This is a genomic window from Pararhizobium arenae (assembly GCF_001931685.1).
GTDB classification, from domain to species: domain Bacteria; phylum Pseudomonadota; class Alphaproteobacteria; order Rhizobiales; family Rhizobiaceae; genus Pararhizobium; species Pararhizobium arenae.
The window spans coordinates 162,045-182,439 of the sequence record NZ_MOOY01000005.1 but is presented as its reverse complement, the minus strand read 5'-3'; the positions used below and the strand labels follow the sequence as shown (position 1 = coordinate 182,439).

Genomic DNA, 20,395 nt, shown 5'->3' with positions numbered 1-20,395 from the left:
GCTCTCGCTGAATGACAGGTGCCGAAAGGCAACAGCGGTCCTCCGCCGAAATAATTCAGCCGATCGCGGCCAACCGAACCAAATATCGTTTCAGTGACAGTGACGGCCCCGCGGTTTTGCGGTATTGACCAGCGCTCGCGATCAAGGGATCGCCCGAAAAATCCCTCGTTGACGTTCAAGGAAGACGACCATGCCAGCCTATCGCTCCCGAACCACCACCCACGGCCGCAACATGGCCGGCGCGCGCGGCCTGTGGCGCGCGACGGGCATGAAGGACGGAGACTTTGGCAAGCCGATTATCGCGGTGGTGAACTCGTTTACCCAGTTCGTGCCCGGCCACGTCCACCTGAAGGACCTTGGCCAGCTTGTTGCAGGCGAAATCGAAGCCAATGGCGGCGTCGCCAAGGAATTCAACACGATCGCTGTCGATGACGGCATCGCCATGGGCCATGACGGCATGCTCTATTCGCTGCCGTCGCGCGAAATCATCGCCGACAGCGTCGAATACATGGTCAACGCCCACTGCGCCGACGCCATGGTCTGCATTTCGAACTGCGACAAAATCACGCCCGGCATGCTGATGGCGGCGCTGCGTCTCAATATCCCGGTCATCTTCGTTTCCGGCGGCCCGATGGAAGCCGGCAAGGTGGTGCTCTCCGACGGCAAGACCCATGCGCTCGATCTCGTCGATGCGATGGTTGCCGCCGCCGACGACAAGGTGAGCGACGAGGACGTCAAGGTCATCGAACGCTCCGCCTGCCCCACCTGCGGCTCCTGCTCCGGCATGTTCACGGCAAACTCGATGAACTGTCTGACCGAAGCGCTGGGACTTTCCCTGCCCGGCAACGGCTCGACGCTTGCGACCCATGCCGATCGCGAAAAGCTGTTTCGGCAGGCCGGCCGCGATATCGTCGGCCTGACCAAGCGCTACTACGAAGCCGAAGACGTGACCGCGCTGCCGCGCACCATCGCCTCGAAGGGCGCCTTCGAGAACGCGATGGCGCTCGATATCGCGATGGGCGGCTCGACCAACACCGTTCTGCACATTCTTGCCGCCGCCCACGAAGGCGAAGTCGATTTTACCATGGACGACATCGACCGCCTGTCGCGCAAGGTGCCGTGCCTTTCGAAGGTCGCGCCGGCCAAGGCCGACGTGCATATGGAAGACGTGCACCGCGCCGGCGGCATCATGGCGATCCTCGGCGAGCTCGATCGCGCCGGCCTGATCAACCGCGATCTGCCGACCGTCCACGCCAAGACGCTGGGCGACGCGCTTGCCAAATGGGACATTGCGGTGACCGACAATCCGGCCGCCTTCGAACTCTTCAGCGCCGCGCCGGGCGGCATCCCGACCCAGGTCGCCTTCAGCCAGAACGCGCGCTGGAAGGAACTCGATATCGACCGCGAAAAAGGCGTCATCCGCGATGCCCAGCACCCGTTCTCCAAGGATGGCGGTCTCGCCGTCCTCAAGGGCAACATCGCGATCAACGGCTGCATCGTGAAGACGGCCGGTGTGGACGAATCGATCCTGAAGTTTTCCGGCCCGGCCCGCGTCTTCGAAAGCCAGGACGCCTCGGTCAAGGCGATCCTTGCCAATGAGGTCAAAGCCGGCGACGTCGTCGTCATCCGCTACGAAGGCCCGAAGGGCGGCCCCGGCATGCAGGAAATGCTCTATCCGACGAGCTACCTGAAGTCCAAGGGCCTCGGCAAGGCCTGCGCGCTGATCACCGACGGACGCTTCTCGGGCGGCACCTCGGGCCTTTCGATCGGTCACGTTTCGCCGGAAGCCGCCAATGGCGGCGTGATCGGTCTCGTGCGGGAAGGCGACATGATCGATATCGATATCCCGAACCGCACGATCAGCCTGCGCGTTTCCGAAGAGGAAATCGCCGCCCGTCGTGCCGAGCAGGATGCCAAGGGCTGGAAGCCGGTCGAGCAACGCAAGCGCAAGGTCACCACGGCACTCAAAGCCTATGCCGCTTTCGCGACCTCCGCCGACCGCGGCGCCGTTCGCGATCTGGGCGATTTCGGCTGATCGCCAAGTCCCCAAATGAAAAGACCGCATCTGGCGCCAGATGCGGTCTTTTCTATCGAGCCTTGGTCTCAGTTGCCGCCGGCGGGCAACGTTGCCTTCTGCGGCGGCTTGCTGAGCCACTTGTCCCGCTCGCGCCACAGCGCCGGAAGTGCAAGGGTCGCTACCGCGAAAAGCGCGATCAGCGTCTTTTCCAACTGACTGAAGATGGGCGTCTGCTGGTCGATGTAATAGACGCCGTAGACGATCGCGACGTGCCAGACATAGACGTGCAGCGAGTGGCGACCGAGCAGGCGCAGGAAGCCGAGGGTAAAGACCCAGTGCAGGACGGCGGCGGCCTTCCGGACCGCAACATGGCTGTGCTTCGGGCCCGCCACGATCAGCCAGGTGACGAGGAAAGCTGCGGCCGGGAAGCTCAGCAGATAGACAGGGCCGAAATCGGCACGGACTTCCATCGTCGCGAACTTGGCAAGCACGGCTTCGGGCATCAGGTCATGCGCGGTCAGAATACGAAGCGGCAGGAAGAACAGAAGAACGGCAGCCGCAACCTTGGGGAAAAAGGTCTTCTGTGGATCGAAGACTTTATCCCACTCAATCTTGTTTGCTGAGGTCAACACCCCCAGAACGAGGCCGGAGAAGAACACGATCTGCCAGCCGAGCAGGTTGAAGCTGACACGGATGCCTTCCTTGTCCGGCCCCATGATCCAGCTATTGACCGGATCGGTGACGAGGCGCTGGAGCCCGAGCTGGCCCGCAAGCCACAGGAGCAGCGACACGGTCATGACTTCTGCCCAGCGTCCTTTCAGGCAGAGCCAGATCACCGGCGGCGCAAACAGCATGTAGACGACATATTGCGGCAGGATATCCATGAACGTCGGCTGGAACAGGAAGGTCGCGACGGCGGCAAGACGCATCGGATCGTCGAAATTCGTCGAACCGATCCAGTTGAACCAGGCCTGCGGCGCGTTCGGCAGCACCAGTGCCACGGCAAGCACTGCAATGACGATACCCATCGCATAACGATAAAGCTCGAAGGCACGAGCGGTTACCTTCTCGCTGCCGGCGAAGTAGCCGTCCTTCATCATTTTGCGGCTATAGACCATGCCAACGAGCAGGCCCGACAGGAACACGAAGCCCTGGGCATCTTCCACGAAGGCGAGCTGGTTGTGATTGGCGAACAACAACCAGTACCCGCCGGTGAAGACGAGATGGTTGATCAGCATGAAAACGAGGAAGTAACCTCGCATGCCATCCATGATTTCATAGCGTTTCATAGCACCATCCCATCGGCGGTTTTTTAACCGTATAAAGGGTAGAGCGCCTGGATGAACCGGCAATGAACGGGTTACTTTCGGCATTTCCAATTGAAATGCCGATTATATTAGTGTCACAAAACTGTAATACTCGGAAATGGCGTCACTGTTTCGCCATAATCTCGCCCGTTGCCAACTGTTTGTCGATAAACTTTAGCACATTTGCAATTTCGCTGCGCCACACGCTCCAGTGATGATCGCCATCGGTCAGGCGCAACTCGGCGGTGCGGCCGTGGGCCTGCAGCATATCGTAGAGCGCGATCGCGCCGCGCCAGAGGCGGAAACCGTCATCGTCGCCGCAGGTCAGATAGGTCGGCGGCAGGGAGCCGCCCTTGCCCAGACGGCGCGCGGCGATGGTGAAGATGTTCTTCTCGTTGAAGATGCGCGCATTGAACGGCGTGCCGAAGGACCCGGAGAAATGATCGCCGACCGAGGGCAGCACGATGCCGGCAAGGATCGTCTCGGGATTGACCTTGTGGAAGAACATATTGTCGTGAATGAGCTTGAGGTCCGCGGGGGTCTTGGAAAGCTCGGTTTCCGGGATGTTGTGCCAGATGGCGCCCGACATGCTGGCGACGGAATCATAGAGGTCGGGATGGCTGTAGGCGAGACGTAAGGCGCCGTAGCCGCCCATGGACAGACCGGCGATGGCGCGACCGTCCCGATCCTGGCGTACCGGCAGCGTTGCCTCGATCTGCTTGCGGAGATCGACCGTGATTGCGGTTTCGTAATCGCCGGGGCCGCCGGCAGGACCGGAATCGACATACCAGCTGTTTTTCGCAGCCGGCATGACCACCACCAGCGGCTTGATCGTGCGGTTGGCGATCATGCGGTCCAAAGTCGGCTGGATCTTGCCGAGATCGCGCCAGCTGTTCTGGTTTCCGCCATGACCATGCAGGAGATACAGCACCGGCCAGCCCTCCAGCGGCGGGCGGCCATCGGGGATGTAGACATTGACATTCAGGTCCGCGCCGAGGGTCGGGCTTTTGAACGTCGCGTCCCGCAATTCTCCGGCCAAGGCGAAGCAGGGCAGAAGCAGGATCATCAGGAAAGCAAGCAGGGGCTTTGGCCGGTGCATGAGGCAAGTGTCTCCAAGGCAAGGTGTTTTGCAAAGGTGCAGCCGGGTTCGTCGCGAAACTAGCAGTCCAAAGCCCTTTGGATCAAGGCACCCGGAGCTTGGTCCATATCCCTAATTCTCGCCATGTCGCTGAAGTTGCCGAAGAAGCCGCCCGCGATTCCAGCGGGAAGTTTCGATCACGCCGGGGGTGCCTGCGGCTCCATGTAGGAAAGCTCCCAGACGTGGCCGTCGGGATCCTGAAAGCTGCAGCCATACATGAAGCCATAGTCCATGATCGGCAGCCAGGGCTTGCCGCCCAGTTCCAGCGCCTTGGCGAGCGTGTCGTCCACGTCCTTCCGGCTCGATACCGAAAGGCATGTCAGGACTTCCGTTCCCTTCGAGGTGTCGCTGACCTCTCCCTTGAGAAATCCCTTGAAGCGATCTTCGTGCATGAGCATCACGTAGATGTTCTGCTCGATGACCATGCAGGCGGTCGATTCGTCGGAATATTCGTCGTTGAAACTGAACCCCAATCCCAGGCCTGAAAAGAACGCCTTCGATCGCGCGACGTCCTTGACCGGAAGGTTCACAAAAATCATGCGCATGGGCAGTCTCCTCCTGCTGTTGTTGCTCGTTCTATTTGATCGGGGAAAAATGGTCAGGCCAAGGCCATGAGGTCGTTGCGCAAGCGCGCGGGCACGCCCTCGCCGAGGCCCGCATCGACCTCCGCATGGGTCTTCTTCCAGATCGGCAAAGCTTGCGACAGCAGAAGATGCCCGGCAGGCGTCAGCTTCATGCGGCGCTGGCGGCGATCGGCGTGATCGACGAGAACAACGACGAGACCGCGCTTCTCCAGAGGCTTCAGCGCCGCCGTCAATGTCGTGCGATCCATGGCGAGAAGATGGGCGACAGGCGCCATCGGCGGCGGCTCCGGTCGATTGAGGGACATCAGCAGGGAAAACTGGCCATTGGTGAGGTCGAGCGGGCGCAGCGCATCGTCGAATTTGCGCGCCAAGGCTCGCGCCGCGCGCTGCACATGCAGACACAGGCAGGTGTCTCGAACGTGAAGCGTGGTCTCGAACGGGATTACGATATGCTTTGACATGGCCGAATAATGTTGATATCAACCTTTTCAGTCAACGGGAACGAAACGTGATTTCTGAGGAGGAATGACCGATGTTGAGCAATCCGGTTGTATCGCGCGAGGAGTGGCTTGAAGCACGGCGCAGTCTTCTGGCCGTCGAGAAGGAGGAAACGCGCCTTCGCGACAAGATTCGCGCCGAACGGCAGGCCATGCCGTGGGTGAAGATCGACAAGGCCTACACATTCGACAGCCCCACGGGCAAGAAGACGCTGGCAGACCTTTTCGAAGGCCGCAGCCAGCTGATGATCTATCACTTCATGTTCGGCCCGGACTGGGATGCCGGCTGCCCCGGCTGCTCCTTCCTTGCCGACCATCTCGGCGGCGCCCTCGTCCACCTCAACAATCACGATGTTTCGCTGGTGATCGTTGCACGCGCGCCGCTCGACAAGATCGAGGCCTACAAGAAGCGCATGGGCTGGGATTTCCCGTGGGTGTCATCCTACGGCAGCGACTTCAACTCCGACTACAACGTCTCCTTCACCAAGGAGGAACTGGAAAGCGGCAAGGTCTTCTACAATTTCCGCGAGACCCCGAGCGAAGACGCCCATGACGAGCTGCCGGGCATGAGCGCCTTCTACAAGGACACCGATGGCGCGATCTATCACACCTATTCGGACTATGCCCGCGGCGGCGAAGAGATCCTCAGCACGCTGATGATCCTTGACCGCGCACCGAAAGGCCGGAACGAAACCTCGACCCTGAGCTTCGTGAAGCGCCACGACGAATACGAGCAGCCGGCCAAGACGCAATCCTGCTGCGCCTGAGCGCCTCGGCCACCATCAGCACGTCACACAATCGATAACAAGGCGGCGGATGCTTGTTCGCCGCCGTGGTCTTTCACGTCCTTTCAAAGCGAAGATTGAGGAGAGCAGAATGCCGGATATGCACGGGAACTTCGTATGGTACGAACTGATGACGACCGACACGAAGGGGGCTGATGCCTTCTATACGACGGTGACCGGATGGGGATCGAAAGATTCCGGCATGCCTGGAGCCGACTACACTCTCTTTACGGCCCCGAGCGGCGAGCAGGTCGCCGGCCTGATGACAATGCCTCAGAGCGCGCTCGACATGAACATCCCGCCGGCATGGCTGGGCTATATTGCTGTGCACGATGTTGATGCCGCTGCAGCGGATGTCGCGGCCAATGGCGGCACGGTGCACCGCGCGCCGGACGATATTCCGGGCGTCGGACGCTTCGCGGTCGTCACCGATCCACATGGCGGCGTCTTTGCGCTGTTTCGCGGAACGGATGGCGACATGCCGCCGACGGCCCCGATGGGAACGCCGGGCTTCATCGGCTGGCACGAGCTGATGGCCGGCGACCTCGATACCGCCTTCGCCTTCTATTCCAAGCTGTTCAACTGGATCAAGTTCGAAGCCATGGACATGGGGCCGATGGGCATCTACCAGCTTTTCGGCACGGGCGAGGCCGCGTTCGGCGGCATGATGACAAAGTTCGCTTCGATCCCCGCGCCGCCCTATTGGAGCTTCTATATCAACGTCGAGGCAATCGATGCCGCCATCGAGCGCATCCATTCGGCCGGCGGCACGGTCGTCAACGGCCCGATGGAAGTGCCGGGTGGCGCCTGGGTCGTGCAGGGCACCGATCCCCAGGGTGCCTTTTTTGCATTGGTAGCTCCCAAGCGATAGGTCCCCACGCTTGCTACCGATCTGCCGGGCGGCCCGCCTCAGCCGTCCGGCAACGTCCTGTCCCGCCTGCGACGGCTATACTACCGCATTTGCGGCACGGGGAATTCGAGCCTTGCAATCTCTCTTCGCATTGCACAAACTTGCGAAAATGACGGCAAAGACCGTCCCGAGGGGTAAAGAACTGCATGGCAATCAAGGCTGCGATCTATCATCTCACCCATTATCAGTATGACAAACCGGTCCGTCTCGGGCCGCAGATCATCCGGCTCAAGCCTGCAGCCCATTCCAAGACCAAGGTTATCAGCCACTCGCTGCGGGTTTCGCCTTCCGATCATTTCGTGACGTTGCAGCAGGATCCCTACGGCAACTACCTCGCCCGCTACGTCTTTCCCGATCCCGTCTCCGAACTGAAGATCGAAGTCGATCTCGTCGCAGACATGACGGTGTACAATCCCTTCGACTTCTTCGTGGAAGAGGAGGCGGAGACGTGGCCGTTCGACTATGCGGAAGAGATCAGGGACGACCTGAAAATCTACATGAAGGCCGAGCCAGCCGGCCCTGCCCTGCAAGCCTATCTTGATCAGATCGACCGCACCCCGCAACGAACCGTGGATTTCGTGGTTGGCCTGAACGCCCGCCTGCAGCAGGCGGTCAACTACGTGATCCGCATGGAGCCCGGCGTGCAGACCCCGGAGCAGACGCTGACGCTGGCGCTCGGCTCCTGCCGCGATTCCAGCTGGCTTCTCGTGCAGATTCTCCGGCATCTCGGGCTGGCCGCCCGCTTCGTCTCGGGCTATCTCATCCAGCTCGCGCCTGATCTCAAGGCGCTCGACGGGCCTTCCGGCACCGAGGTCGATTTCACAGATCTGCATGCGTGGTGCGAAGTCTACATCCCCGGCGCCGGGTGGATTGGCCTCGACCCGACCTCCGGCCTTCTGACGGGCGAAAGTCATATTCCGCTCGCCGCAACGCCGCACTACGGAAACGCCGCTCCGATTACCGGCGGGCTCTACGGCGATGTCAACACCACCTTCGCCTTCGACATGACGGTCTCGCGCGTGGCCGAACATCCGCGCATCACCAAGCCGTTTTCGGACGAAAGCTGGGAAGCGCTAAATGCGCTGGGCGATCATGTCGACCAGGTTCTGAACGGCGCCGATGTCCGCCTCACCATGGGCGGGGAGCCGACATTCGTTTCCATCGACGATTTCGAATCCGGCGAATGGAACACCGATGCCGTGGGCCCGACCAAGCGCGAAATGGCCGACAAGCTCATTCGCCGCCTGCGCGACCGCTTCGCGCCCGGTGGTTTCCTGCATTACGGCCAGGGCAAATGGTATCCCGGCGAAAGCCTGCCGCGCTGGACCTTCTCGCTTTACTGGCGCAAGGACGGCAAGCCGATCTGGCATAATCCGGAGCTGATCGCCGCCGAGGGCAAGGATACCCGTGTGACCGCCAAGGAGGCGGAGGCCCTGATCGCCGGCATTGCCGCCGAACTCGAAATTCAGAATGACATGATCATTCCCGCCTTCGAGGATCCCGCCGAGTGGATCATCAAGGAAGGCAGCCTTCCCGAAAACGTCGATCCGTCCAATTCCAAACTCGAAAGTCCGGAAGAACGCGCCCGGATCGCCAAGGTCTTCGAACGGGGACTAACGACACCCACCGGCTATATTCTCCCCGTCCAGGCGTGGAATGCGCGAGCCGGCGGCCAGAAATGGATTTCCGAAAAATGGCGCACGCGACGCGGCAAGATCTTTCTGATCCCAGGCGATAGCCCGATCGGCTTTCGCATGCCGCTTGGCACCCTGCCCTATGTGCCACCATCGCAATATCCCTATATCCACGAGGCCGACCCATCGATCGAGCGGGAAGAATTGCCCGATTACGGCGCGCCGGCGCGTGCATTGGCTGAAGCATCGCGAAAGGCCGCTGCGGAAGAGCGCCAGAAGCGCGTCGAGCAGGTGCTTGAAGCCGCAAACGCCGATATTCGCGGCGCGGTGCGCACGGCGTTGAGCGTCGAGCCGCGCGACGGGCGGCTTTGCGTCTTCATGCCGCCCGTCGAGCGGGTGGAGGACTATCTCGACCTGATCGCCGCCGCAGAAAAGGCCGCATCGGACCTGGGGTTGCCGATCCATATCGAAGGCTATTCGCCGCCACAGGACGAACGCATCAACGTCATGCGTGTCGCTCCAGACCCCGGCGTGATCGAGGTCAATATCCACCCCGCCTCCAACTGGAAGGATTGCGTGGAGATCACAACCGCGATCTATGAGGAGGCCCGTCAGACACGGCTTGGCGCCGACAAGTTCATGATCGATGGACGCCACACCGGCACCGGCGGCGGCAACCATGTGGTTGTAGGTAGCAACAACCCCAACAACAGCCCCTTCCTGCGTCGTCCTGATCTGCTGAAAAGCCTGATCCTGCACTGGCAGCGTCATCCCTCCCTGTCCTACCTCTTCTCCGGCATGTTCATTGGCCCGACCAGCCAGGCACCGCGCATCGACGAAGCGCGCCACGACACGCTTTACGAAATGGAAATCGCCATGGCGCAGGTGCCGCTGCCCGGCATGGCGCAGGCGCCGCTGCCGTGGATGGTGGACCGGCTGTTCCGAAATCTCCTGACCGACGTGACCGGCAACACCCACCGCTCGGAAATCTGCATCGACAAGCTGTTTTCGCCGGATGGCCCGACCGGTCGTCTTGGCCTCGTCGAATTCCGCGGCTTCGAGATGCCACCGAATGCCCGCATGAGCCTTGCCCAGCAACTGCTGGTGCGCGCCCTCATCGCCCGTTTCTGGCAGAACCCCGCCGATGGCGGCCTCGTGCGCTGGGGCACGACCCTGCATGATCGGTTCATGCTGCCGCATTACGTCTGGCAGGATTTTCTCGACGTGCTTGCCGACCTGAGGAGCAACGGTTTTGACATCCGGTCCGAATGGTTCGAAGCTCAGCTCGAGTTCCGTTTTCCGTTCTGCGGCGAAGTGGAATACGAGGGCGCCAAGCTCGAGCTGCGTCAGGCGCTGGAACCCTGGCATGTCATGGGCGAACAGGGCGCGGTGGGCGGCACGGTGCGGTATGTCGACAGTTCGGTCGAGCGCCTGCAGGTCAGGCTGGAAACCGCCAACCCCGAGCGCTACACGGTCGCGTGCAACGGCCGTCCCGTTCCGCTGAAGCCGGCCGGCATGTCGGGCGTCGCGGTGGCCGGCGTGCGTTACAAGGCGTGGCAGCCGGCATCCGGTCTGCATCCGGTTCTTCCCGTTAATACGCCACTTACATTCGATATCTATGATACATGGTCGAAGCGTTCGATCGGCGGCTGCATCTACCATGTTGCCCATCCGGGCGGACGCAGTTACGACACGTTTCCGGTCAACGGCAACGAGGCCGAAGCCCGCAGACTGGCGCGTTTCGAGCCCTGGGGACATACTCCCGGCGGCTATCTCCTCACCCCCGAGACCCCATCGCAGGAGTTTCCCCTGACGCTCGACCTCAGGCGTCCGGCAGGGTTATAGACAGAATGGCAAAGACGAAGACCAGCGAAGCGGCAACACAGGAAAACCGGATCACGGACGATCCGGTTTTCGGCTATCGGGCCTTGCCCGGCATTGCCGACGAGATGGTCGATATCCACGGAAACGTGCGCTCCGTCTGGCAGCACCTGCTCGCCAGCATCGGCCGTATGGACGAGACCGAACTTTCCAACCGCTTTGCCCGCGCCGACCGCTACCTGCGCGATGCCGGCGTCTTTTACCGTGCCTATGGCAGCAAGGAAAGTTCGGAGCGAAGCTGGCCCCTCTCCCATGTACCGGTCCTGATCGACGAGGACGAATGGGCAAATCTGAGCGCCGGGCTCGTACAGCGGGCCGATCTCCTGGAAAAGCTGGCGGCCGATATCTACGGACCTAACCGTCTCGTATCCGAAGGCGTCGTTCCGCCCTCTCTGGTGGGGGCCAATCCGGAATTTCTGCGCCCCATGGTCGGCGTCAAACCGGCCGACGATCACTTCCTGCATTTCTGCTCCTTCGAGATCGGCCGCGGGCCGGACGGTAACTGGTGGGTGCTGTCCGATCGCACCGAAGCGCCCTCCGGCGCCGGCTTCGCGCTCGAAAACCGGGTTGCGACGACGCGCGCCTTTTCCGATCTCTACGCCGAAACCCATGTGCACAGGCTTGCGGGCTTTTTCGGCGCCTTCCGGGACATGCTGCAATCGCGCAAGCGACACCCTGACGACCGTATCGCCGTCCTGACGCCGGGCCTTGCCAACGAAACCTATTTCGAGCACGCCTATATCGCCCGCTACCTCGGCTTCATGCTGCTCGAAGGCGAAGATCTGACGGTGGTTGACGACCGGGTAATGGTGCGCACCGTCGCCGGCCTGAAGCCGGTCGGCGTTCTCTGGCGCCGCCTCGATGCCGCCTTCGCCGATCCGCTGGAGCTCAACCAGCGCTCCCATATCGGAACGCCGGGACTGGTCGAGGCCCTGCGCGCCGGCTCCGTGACGATCGTCAACGCGCTTGGATCCGGCATTCTGGAAACCCGCGCCTTCCTCGCTTTCATGCCGGTGATCTGTCGCCAACTCCTGGGCGAAGACCTGCTCCTGCCGAGCATCGCCACCTGGTGGTGCGGGCAGCAGCCCGAGCGCGACCATGTGATGGGCAACATCGAGAAAATGGTGATCGGCCCAGCCTATTCCACCCGCCCCTTCTTCGACGACAACGGACAATCGGTTCTGGGTTCGTCGCTGCGCGACACCGCCAAGCTTTCGGTGGCCGACTGGCTGAAAACGGACGGCGCAAAGCTTGTCGGTCAGGAAGCGGTGACACTGTCGACGACGCCCGCCTGGATCAACGGCAAGCTGGTGCCGCGGCCGATGAGCCTTCGTGTCTATGTTGCCCGCACCCGCGAAGGCTGGCAGGTCATGCCGGGCGGTTTCGCCCGGATCGGCAGCGGCGCCAACGCAGCCGCAATCGCGATGCAAGCCGGTGGTTCCGCAGCCGACGTCTGGATCGTCAGCAATCGCCCCGTGGAACGCACGTCGCTGCTTCCGCCCGAGGAAAGCTTCATCCGCACCATGCCCGGCAGCCTGCCGAGCCGCGCAGCGGACAATCTCTTCTGGCTGGGCCGCTACATCGAGCGGGCGGAAGGGGCATTGCGCATCCTGCGCGCCTGGAACGGCCGGTTCGCGGAGACCGCGGACCCGAACATGCCGCTCTTGAAGGATGTCTCGACCTATCTCTCCGCCCTGGATATCGACACCAAGCAGGCGGTGCCCGACAGCCTGATCGCCAACATCAACAGCGCGCTCTTCAGCGCCGGCAACATCCGCGATCGCTTTTCCGCCGATGGCTGGCTGGCGCTGAACGATCTCGCCAAGACGGCGCGCAAGTTTCAGGCGACCGTCGAGGTGGGCGACGACGCCACCCACGCGATGACTGTGCTGCTGCGCAAGCTCGCGGGCTTTGCCGGCCTGGTGCATGAAAACATGTATCGCTTCACCGGCTGGCGCTTCCTTTCGATTGGCCGCTACCTGGAACGCGGCCTGCACATGACCCGGCTGCTCGGCCATATGACGGGTGAAGACACGCCTGACGGCGCCTACGACATGCTGCTTGAAATCGGCGACAGCGTTATGACCCACAGGCGGCGCTACAACGTCAATACGGCCGCGCTGACCGTCACCGACCTGCTGGCGCTCGATCCTCTAAACCCGCGCTCGGTTCTCTATCAGCTCAACGAGATAAAGACGGAGGTTGAACAACTGCCGAACGCCTATGGCAACGGCCAGATGTCGTCGTTCTACCGCGAGGCCATGCGCCTGCATGCCGGCCTTGCGGTGATGACGCCGGATGGCATGAACGCGGCGGTGTACAAGCGACTGGAACAGGAGCTGGAAAGATTTTCCGATATCCTTGCCCAGACCTATCTCAACTGATCATATCCAGGCTTGTCCGCTGCGGGTTACGGACAAACCTCGAAAGAGCCTCAAGGCGCCCATGCTCTACGATATCAATCTCAAGATCACCTACGCCTATGAAGTGCCGGCCTCGGGCGGGCGTCACGTCGTAAGGGTACTGCCGGTTTCGCTGCCGGATCGTCAGCGGCTCATAGCCGGTTCCGTGAGCTTCGCGCCGAACCCCGAAGAGCGCAGCGACAACATCGACTTCTTTGCCAACCCGACGACGTCGATCACTTTTCGCTCCGCCCACGACAAGCTGGTCATTCGCATGCAGGCCCGCGTCCAGCTCGATCCGCAGCCCATGACCGCGGATTTCTCCCCGAAACTTGCCGATTTCCCGCCCGAGATCGTCAATGTCTGGTCGATTGCTCCCGATTCTCCGCACCATTTCCTGGGCCAGAGCCCGCTGCTTCCGGACGACCCGTCGATTGCCGCCTATGCGGCGTCGATCGTCAAGCCCGACATGACGATCCGCCAGATCGCCCGGGCGATCTGCGAGCGTATCCACCGGGACTTCACCTACGACGCCAAGGCGACCACGGTCGATACGCCGCCGAAGGAGGCCTTCAGGCTGAAGCGCGGCGTCTGCCAGGATTTCGCCCATGTGATGATCACCGCGTTGCGCAGCCTCGGCATCCCCGCCGGCTATGTCAGCGGTTTCCTGCGCACCATCCCGCCGCCGGGAAAGGAGCGCCTCGAAGGGGCCGACGCGATGCATGCCTGGGTCCGCTTCTGGTGCGGACGCGCGGACGGATGGATGGAACTCGACCCGACAAACAATATTTTTGCCGGCGCTGATCATATCGTCGTCGGGCATGGTCGCGACTACAGCGATGTTGCACCGGTGATCGGCGTCCTGAAAAGCTACGGATCCCATGAAACGGAACAGGCCGTCGACGTGCTGCCGGTCGTCTGACCGAAAATGATACAGCGCGCCGTCCCGTTTTCAGACAGGTGCATCCGGTTGAAAGGCAAGCTTTTCCGGGGCCTGCGGACAACAGTCTAAAATTTTAGCAAAGTCGAAAACGAGACCGTAAGTTTCGCCTGTTAGTGTCCGCCCATCGGCAATGATTTCCGTGGGTGGACGTGATGTTGAAGCAATCGAAGATCAAAGCGACCGGGCGTCGCGTACTTGCAGACCGCAAGGGCAATTTTGGCATCATGGCGGCCATCGCCTTGCCGATCATTCTTGCCACGGGTGGCGTCGCCGTCGACGCAACCAATCTGATCATGGCCAAGAACCACCTGCAGGATGCGACGGACTCGGCGGCCCTTGCCGCATCGTCCGCCCTGGTCAACAAGGAGATGTCGATAGCGGATGCCAAGCTTCTCGCTGCCAATTACCTGAAGGCCCAGATGTACAACTGGCAGTCGTCGGGCATGAGCGAAGAAGAAGCCAAGGCACTGGCGGAAGACTTCGCGGCGAACACCGTTGTCGACATCAAGGAGACCGCAGGGCTCGGCAACAGCAAGAGCTTCTCCGTCGACGTCACGACCAAGTTTTCCGTCGGGCTCAACCCGCTCACGCAGATCATCGGCCAGAAGACGGCCGCCGTGAGTTCCCACAGCAAGAGCGAAGCCTCGACGGAAGCAAAGAACGCGCTCTCCATGTATCTGGTTCTGGACCAGTCCGGCTCGATGGCGAGCATGACCTCGACCCTCGACCCGAGCAATCCGAGCAGTACCTACACTTGCGGCAAGAAGACCTGCACGACCTACAATTACCTGTCCAAGATCGCCGCCCTGAAGCTGGCGACCGCCGATCTGCTGACGCAACTACACACCGCCGACCCGACCGGTACGCTGGTGCGCACGGGCGCCGTTTCCTATAGCTCCAAGATGATGTCGCCGCTTCCCCTTGACTGGGGTGTCAGCAGTGTCCTGAGCTATGTGAACGCTCTGCCGGCAAGCGGAAGCACAGATTCCAGTGGCGCTTTCGCAAAGGCTTACACGCTCACGTCGTCTTCCAGCGAAGAGGCCAAGCACAAGAACAAGAATGGCCAGGTGCCGACCAAATACATCGTCTTCATGACCGACGGCGAAAACAACTATTACAACAACAAGTCCACGAGCAGCTCCGGCGACCAGTCCGACAATGCCACGAAAAAATCCTGCGATGAGGCAAAAGCGGCAGGCATTCAGGTCTACAGCGTGGCTTTCATGGCGCCGAGCCGCGGCAAGAAGCTTCTGACATACTGTGCATCTTCGTCGGATCATTACTTTGCCGCAGAAAATGCCGCTGAACTCACCGAAGCTTTCAAATATATCGGCGAAAAGGCCTCCCAGCAGATGGTTCGCCTGACTCAGTAATCGCCAAAAAAAAGATCTCAGATCGCGAACCGCTCCGACCTTCCGGGGCGGTTTTTCATTGGCGATACGGCTAACGGACAGGCCTCCATACCGCCTTCGAAAGTGATCGCGGTAGAAATTTCATCCCCTTGAAAACATTTATTGCAAGCGCTTCGCATCGGTGCATAAATTGCTCATATGCTCCGTGGGCGTTCGCCTCCGGTTTCCCGAAACACCACAGAGAAGGATCAATCTCTTCATGGTGAACCGTACGGTCAATGAGGCAATCCCCCACGCCGCACCCCGAGCTTCCAATCCCGGCATTCTCGCCAATGAAATCATCGAACGCCTGACCTACCGCATCGGCAAGGACCCGAAAGTCGCCAAGCCGCACGACTGGCTGACAGCGGCAATCCTCGTCATTCGTGACCGGATTACCGACAACTGGATGGAATCGACCCGGCAGGTTTATGCGACCAACGCCAAGCGCGTCTATTATCTATCGCTGGAATTTCTGATCGGCCGCCTGATGCGCGACGCGGTTACCAATATCGGCCTGATGGAAGAACTGCGCGACGCGCTCGCCTCCTTCGGCGTCGATATCAATGTCATCGCCGGGCTTGAGCCGGATGCGGCGCTTGGTAACGGCGGCCTCGGTCGTCTCGCCGCCTGTTTCATGGAATCGATGGCAACCGTCGATATCCCGGCCTATGGCTACGGCATCCGTTACGTACACGGGCTTTTCCGCCAGCAGATGGCGGATGGCTGGCAGGTGGAACTGCCGGAAACCTGGCTCGCCCACGGCAATCCGTGGGAGTTCGAGCGCCGCGAAAGCTCTTATGAAATCGGCTTCGGCGGCTCGGTGGAAACCGTCAATATCGACGAGGAAGTCACCCGCTACGTCTGGAAGCCGGCCGACCGCGTGATCGCGACCGCCTGCGACACTCCCGTTGTCGGATGGCGCGGCAAGCGCACCAACACCCTGCGCCTGTGGACGGCCTATCCGATCGATCCGATCCTGCTCGATGCCTTCAACGCCGGCGACCACATCGGCGCTCTGCGCGAAAGCAACAAAGCGGAGAGCCTTGCCCGTGTGCTTTACCCGGCCGATGCCACGCCTGCCGGACAGGAATTGCGCCTGCGCCAGGAATTCTTCTTCTCGTCCGCCTCGCTTCAGGACATCCTGCGGCGCCACCTGCAGCAATACCCGGATTTCACCTCGCTTCCAGACAAGGTGGCGATCCAACTGAACGACACCCATCCCGCTGTTTCGGTTTCCGAGCTTGTTCGCCTGTTGACGGATATCCACGGCCTTGATTTCGAAACCGCGTGGGACATCACCCGCCACACCTTTGCCTATACCAACCACACGCTTTTGCCGGAAGCGCTGGAAACCTGGCCGGTGCCGCTCTTCGAACGGCTGCTGCCACGCCACATGCAGATCGTCTATGCGATCAACGCCAAGATCCTGCGCGAAGCCCGCAAGGAAAAGGGTCTGAACGACGCGGAAGTGCGCAGCATATCGCTGATCGACGAAAGCGGCGAACGGCGGGTGCGCATGGGCAACCTCGCCTTTGTCGGCTCGCACTCGATCAACGGCGTTTCGGCTCTTCATACCGAGCTGATGAAGGAGACGGTGTTCGCCGACCTCCACAAGCTCTACCCGACGCGCATCAACAACAAGACCAACGGCATCACCCCACGCCGCTGGCTGATGCAGTGCAACCCGGACCTGTTCAACCTGATCCGCGAATCCATCGGCGACGAGTTCATGGACAATGCCGAAGCGCTGCAGGCGCTCGATCCTTATGCCGACAACAAGGATTTCCAGGAGAAATTCGCCGCCATCAAGCGCAGCAACAAGGTGAAGCTGGCTCAGCTCGTGCAGTCCCGCATGGGTATCCGCCTCGATCCGTCGGCAATGTTCGACATCCAGATCAAGCGCATTCACGAATACAAGCGCCAGCTGCTCAATATCATTGAGGCCGTGGCCCTGTACGACCAGATCCGGTCGCAACCGGAACGGGACTGGGTGCCGCGCGTAAAGCTCTTCGCCGGCAAGGCGGCGCCGAGCTATCACAATGCCAAGCTGATCATCAAACTCGCCAACGACGTCGCCAAGGTCATCAACAACGACCCGGCCGTGCGGGGCCTGCTGAAGGTGGTGTTCGTTCCGAACTACAACGTCTCGCTGGCCGAAATCATAGTCCCCGCCGCCGACCTTTCCGAGCAGATTTCGACCGCCGGCATGGAAGCCTCGGGAACCGGGAACATGAAGTTTGCGTTGAACGGTGCATTGACGATCGGCACGCTCGACGGCGCAAACGTCGAGATGCGCGATTGGGTCGGGGAAGAGAACATCAAGATTTTCGGAATGACGGCAGAAGAAGTGACCAAGGTGCGCGCGGAAGGCCACAACCCACGCGCCATCATCGAGCAGTCGCGCGAGCTTGCGCAGGCGCTGCAGGCAATCGCCTCCGGCGTGTTCTCGCCCGACGATCGCAATCGCTTCACCGGCCTGATCGACGGCATCTATAACCACGACTGGTTTATGGTCGCCGCCGATTTCGATGCCTATGCCAAAGCCCAGCGCGAAATCGATACGCTGTGGACGGATACCGGCAGCTGGTATTCGAAGACGGTCCGCAACACGGCACGGATGGGATGGTTCTCCTCCGACCGCACAATCCGGCAGTATGCCGGGGAAATTTGGAGAGCCGGATGACCTCAGCTCAGAAAGACGCCATGCAGCGCAAACCGGCTGCGGAGGAGATGGCGGCTCTTCTGGCGGGGACCCACGGAGATCCCTTCGCGGTTCTTGGCGTGCATGCGGCGGGCAAGGAATTCGTTGCCACCTGCATCATTCCCGGCGCAGAAACCGTGACAGCCGAGACGCTTGCCGGAAAGCCGATCGGCACACTGGAAAGGCTGGATGATGCCGGCTTTTTCCAGGGAACGGTCGCGATCCGCAAGCAGCAGCCTGTTCGTTACCGCGCCCGCAACGAGGGTGGCGAATGGGTGATCGTCGATCCCTACAGTTTCGGTCCGGTGCTCGGCCCGATGGACGACTATTACATCCGCGAGGGTTCGCATCTGCGGCTCTTCGACAAGATGGGCGCGCACCCGCTCTCTCATGAAGGTGCCGATGGTTTTCATTTCGCCGTCTGGGCACCGAACGCCCAGCGCGTTTCCGTCGTCGGCGATTTCAACGGCTGGGATGGTCGCCGCCATGTGATGCGGCTGCGCCGCGATACCGGCATCTGGGAGATCTTCCTACCGGGCATCGAGCCGGGCGCCATCTACAAATACGAGATCATCGGCAAGCACGGCGAACTGCTTCCGTTGAAGGCAGACCCGTTTGCCCGTCGTTCCGAACTGCGCCCGAAAAACGCCTCGATGACCACGGCTGAAATCGACCAGACATGGGAAGACGAGGCTCACCGCGCGCATTGGGCGAGCACCGATGCCCGCCGCCAGCCGATCTCGATCTATGAGGTGCATGCCGCCTCCTGGCAGAAGAGCGACAGCGGCGAGATGCTGACCTGGGACGAGCTTGCCTCGCGGCTGATCCCCTACTGCGTCGATATGGGATTCACCCATATCGAGTTCCTGCCGATCTCCGAGTACCCCTTCGATCCCTCCTGGGGATACCAGACGACCGGCCTTTACGCACCGACCGCCCGCTTCGGCGAGCCGGAAGGCTTTGCCCGCTTCGTCAATGGCGCCCACAAGGTCGGCATTGGCGTCATTCTCGACTGGGTGCCGGCCCATTTCCCGACCGATGCGCACGGGCTGCGCTGGTTCGACGGCACCGCGCTCTACGAACACGAGGATCCGCGGCAGGGCTTCCACCCCGACTGGAACACCGCGATCTACAATTTCGGCCGGGCCGAGGTGTTTTCCTACCTCATAAACAATGCGCTCTATTGGGCCGAAAAATTCCACCTCGACGGCCTGCGCGTCGATGCCGTCGCCTCCATGCTTTATCTCGACTATTCGCGAAAACACGGCGAATGGGTGCCGAACGAATATGGCGGCAACGAAAACCTAGATGCCGTGCGTTTTTTGCAGGCGATGAACCGCGAGGTCTATGGCAGCCATCCCGGTATCCTGACGATTGCGGAAGAATCCACCTCCTGGCCGAAGGTTTCCGCCCCCGTGCATGAAGGCGGGCTCGGCTTCGGCTTCAAGTGGAACATGGGCTTCATGCACGACACGCTGCAGTATTTTTCGCGTGAGCCCATTCACCGCAAGCATCACCACAACGATCTCACTTTCGGCCTGATCTACGCCTTCTCGGAAAACTTCGTTCTGCCGCTCTCCCATGACGAAGTGGTGCACGGGAAAGGCTCGCTGATCGCCAAGATGGCCGGCGACGACTGGCAGAAATTTGCCAACCTTCGCGCCTATTACAGCTTCATGTGGGCCTATCCCGGCAAGAAGCTGCTGTTCATGGGGCAGGAATTCGCCCAGTGGCGGGAATGGTCGGAAGAGCGCTCCCTCGACTGGAACCTGCTCGAATACCCGATGCACGAGGGCATCCGCCGGCTGATCCGCGACCTGAACGGCACCTATCGCAACAAGGCGGCTCTGCATGCACGGGACTGCGAGGGCGAGGGGTTCGAGTGGCTGATCGCCGACGACCGCGACAATTCGGTCTTTGCGTGGCTGCGCAAGGCACCGGGCGAAAAGCTGATCGCCGTCGTCTGCAACTTCACCCCGGTCTACCGCGAAAACTACAATGTGCCGCTGCCGGTCGAAGGGCGATGGAGGGAAATCCTCAACAGCGATGCCGAAATCTACGGCGGATCGGGAAAGGGCAATGGAGGAGCCGTGAAGGCGATCAGGCGTGGTTCGGGCGCAATTGCTGCCTCGATCACCTTGCCGCCGCTTGCAACACTCATACTTGAGCAGGACTGACACCCACCCGATCCGGGCGGGATTT

The 20,395-nt window shown here is 61.1% G+C and carries 13 protein-coding genes; 9 read left to right on the top strand and 4 right to left on the bottom strand.

The features are described from left to right. Positions 1 to 190: 190 nt before the first annotated feature. Positions 191 to 2,035, top strand: a complete 1,845-nt coding sequence (gene ilvD / locus BLX89_RS12590; RefSeq protein ID WP_075291266.1) for a dihydroxy-acid dehydratase — start codon at positions 191 to 193, stop codon at positions 2,033 to 2,035. A gap of 68 nt (positions 2,036 to 2,103) precedes the next feature. Here ilvD and BLX89_RS12585 read toward each other — a convergent pair whose 3' ends face one another. The 4 genes from BLX89_RS12585 to BLX89_RS12570 all read right to left on the bottom strand — a co-directional run bounded on the left by BLX89_RS12585 (position 2,104) and on the right by BLX89_RS12570 (position 5,507). After that, positions 2,104 to 3,306, bottom strand: coding sequence for an OpgC family protein (locus BLX89_RS12585; protein ID WP_075291265.1), 1,203 nt, complete (start codon positions 3,304 to 3,306; stop codon positions 2,104 to 2,106). 142 nt (positions 3,307 to 3,448) lie between these two features. Then, positions 3,449 to 4,423 (bottom strand): alpha/beta hydrolase, encoded by a 975-nt coding sequence (locus BLX89_RS12580; protein WP_075291264.1) that lies wholly within the window; start codon positions 4,421 to 4,423, stop codon positions 3,449 to 3,451. 176 nt (positions 4,424 to 4,599) lie between these two features. Further along, positions 4,600 to 5,007 (bottom strand): VOC family protein, encoded by a 408-nt coding sequence (locus BLX89_RS12575; RefSeq protein WP_075291263.1) that lies wholly within the window; start codon positions 5,005 to 5,007, stop codon positions 4,600 to 4,602. A 53-nt stretch (positions 5,008 to 5,060) separates the two neighbouring features. Continuing rightward, positions 5,061 to 5,507 (bottom strand): MarR family winged helix-turn-helix transcriptional regulator, encoded by a 447-nt coding sequence (locus BLX89_RS12570; protein ID WP_075291262.1) that lies wholly within the window; start codon positions 5,505 to 5,507, stop codon positions 5,061 to 5,063. Between the two features lie 74 nt (positions 5,508 to 5,581). Here BLX89_RS12570 and BLX89_RS12565 point away from each other — a divergent pair, with 74 nt between their 5' ends. From BLX89_RS12565 to glgB, 8 genes are all read left to right on the top strand, one after another. Then, entirely contained in the window at positions 5,582 to 6,310 is a 729-nt protein-coding gene (locus tag BLX89_RS12565) for a DUF899 domain-containing protein (protein WP_198935149.1), read from the top strand. Positions 6,311 to 6,428: 118 nt separating this feature from the next. Further along, a complete protein-coding gene (locus BLX89_RS12560) occupies positions 6,429 to 7,199 on the top strand; it encodes a VOC family protein (RefSeq protein ID WP_083637512.1) in 771 nt (256 codons plus the stop codon). A 185-nt stretch (positions 7,200 to 7,384) separates the two neighbouring features. Next, a complete protein-coding gene (locus BLX89_RS12555) occupies positions 7,385 to 10,717 on the top strand; it encodes a transglutaminase family protein (protein ID WP_075291259.1) in 3,333 nt (1,110 codons plus the stop codon). Positions 10,718 to 10,722: 5 nt separating this feature from the next. After that, positions 10,723 to 13,137 (top strand): circularly permuted type 2 ATP-grasp protein, encoded by a 2,415-nt coding sequence (locus BLX89_RS12550; RefSeq protein WP_075291258.1) that lies wholly within the window; start codon positions 10,723 to 10,725, stop codon positions 13,135 to 13,137. A 61-nt stretch (positions 13,138 to 13,198) separates the two neighbouring features. Continuing rightward, positions 13,199 to 14,077, top strand: a complete 879-nt coding sequence (locus BLX89_RS12545) for a transglutaminase family protein (protein WP_075291257.1) — start codon at positions 13,199 to 13,201, stop codon at positions 14,075 to 14,077. A gap of 173 nt (positions 14,078 to 14,250) precedes the next feature. Beyond that, a complete protein-coding gene (locus tag BLX89_RS12540) occupies positions 14,251 to 15,471 on the top strand; it encodes a vWA domain-containing protein (RefSeq protein WP_075291256.1) in 1,221 nt (406 codons plus the stop codon). A 238-nt stretch (positions 15,472 to 15,709) separates the two neighbouring features. Further along, positions 15,710 to 18,175 carry a glycogen/starch/alpha-glucan phosphorylase gene (locus tag BLX89_RS12535; protein ID WP_075291255.1) on the top strand — a complete coding sequence of 822 codons (2,466 nt, stop codon included), beginning with the start codon at positions 15,710 to 15,712 and terminating at the stop codon, positions 18,173 to 18,175. Further along, positions 18,172 to 20,370 carry a 1,4-alpha-glucan branching protein GlgB gene (glgB, locus tag BLX89_RS12530; RefSeq protein ID WP_075291254.1) on the top strand — a complete coding sequence of 733 codons (2,199 nt, stop codon included), beginning with the start codon at positions 18,172 to 18,174 and terminating at the stop codon, positions 20,368 to 20,370. Before BLX89_RS12535 ends, glgB begins: the two co-directional genes overlap by 4 nt. Positions 20,371 to 20,395: the final 25 nt, after the last annotated feature.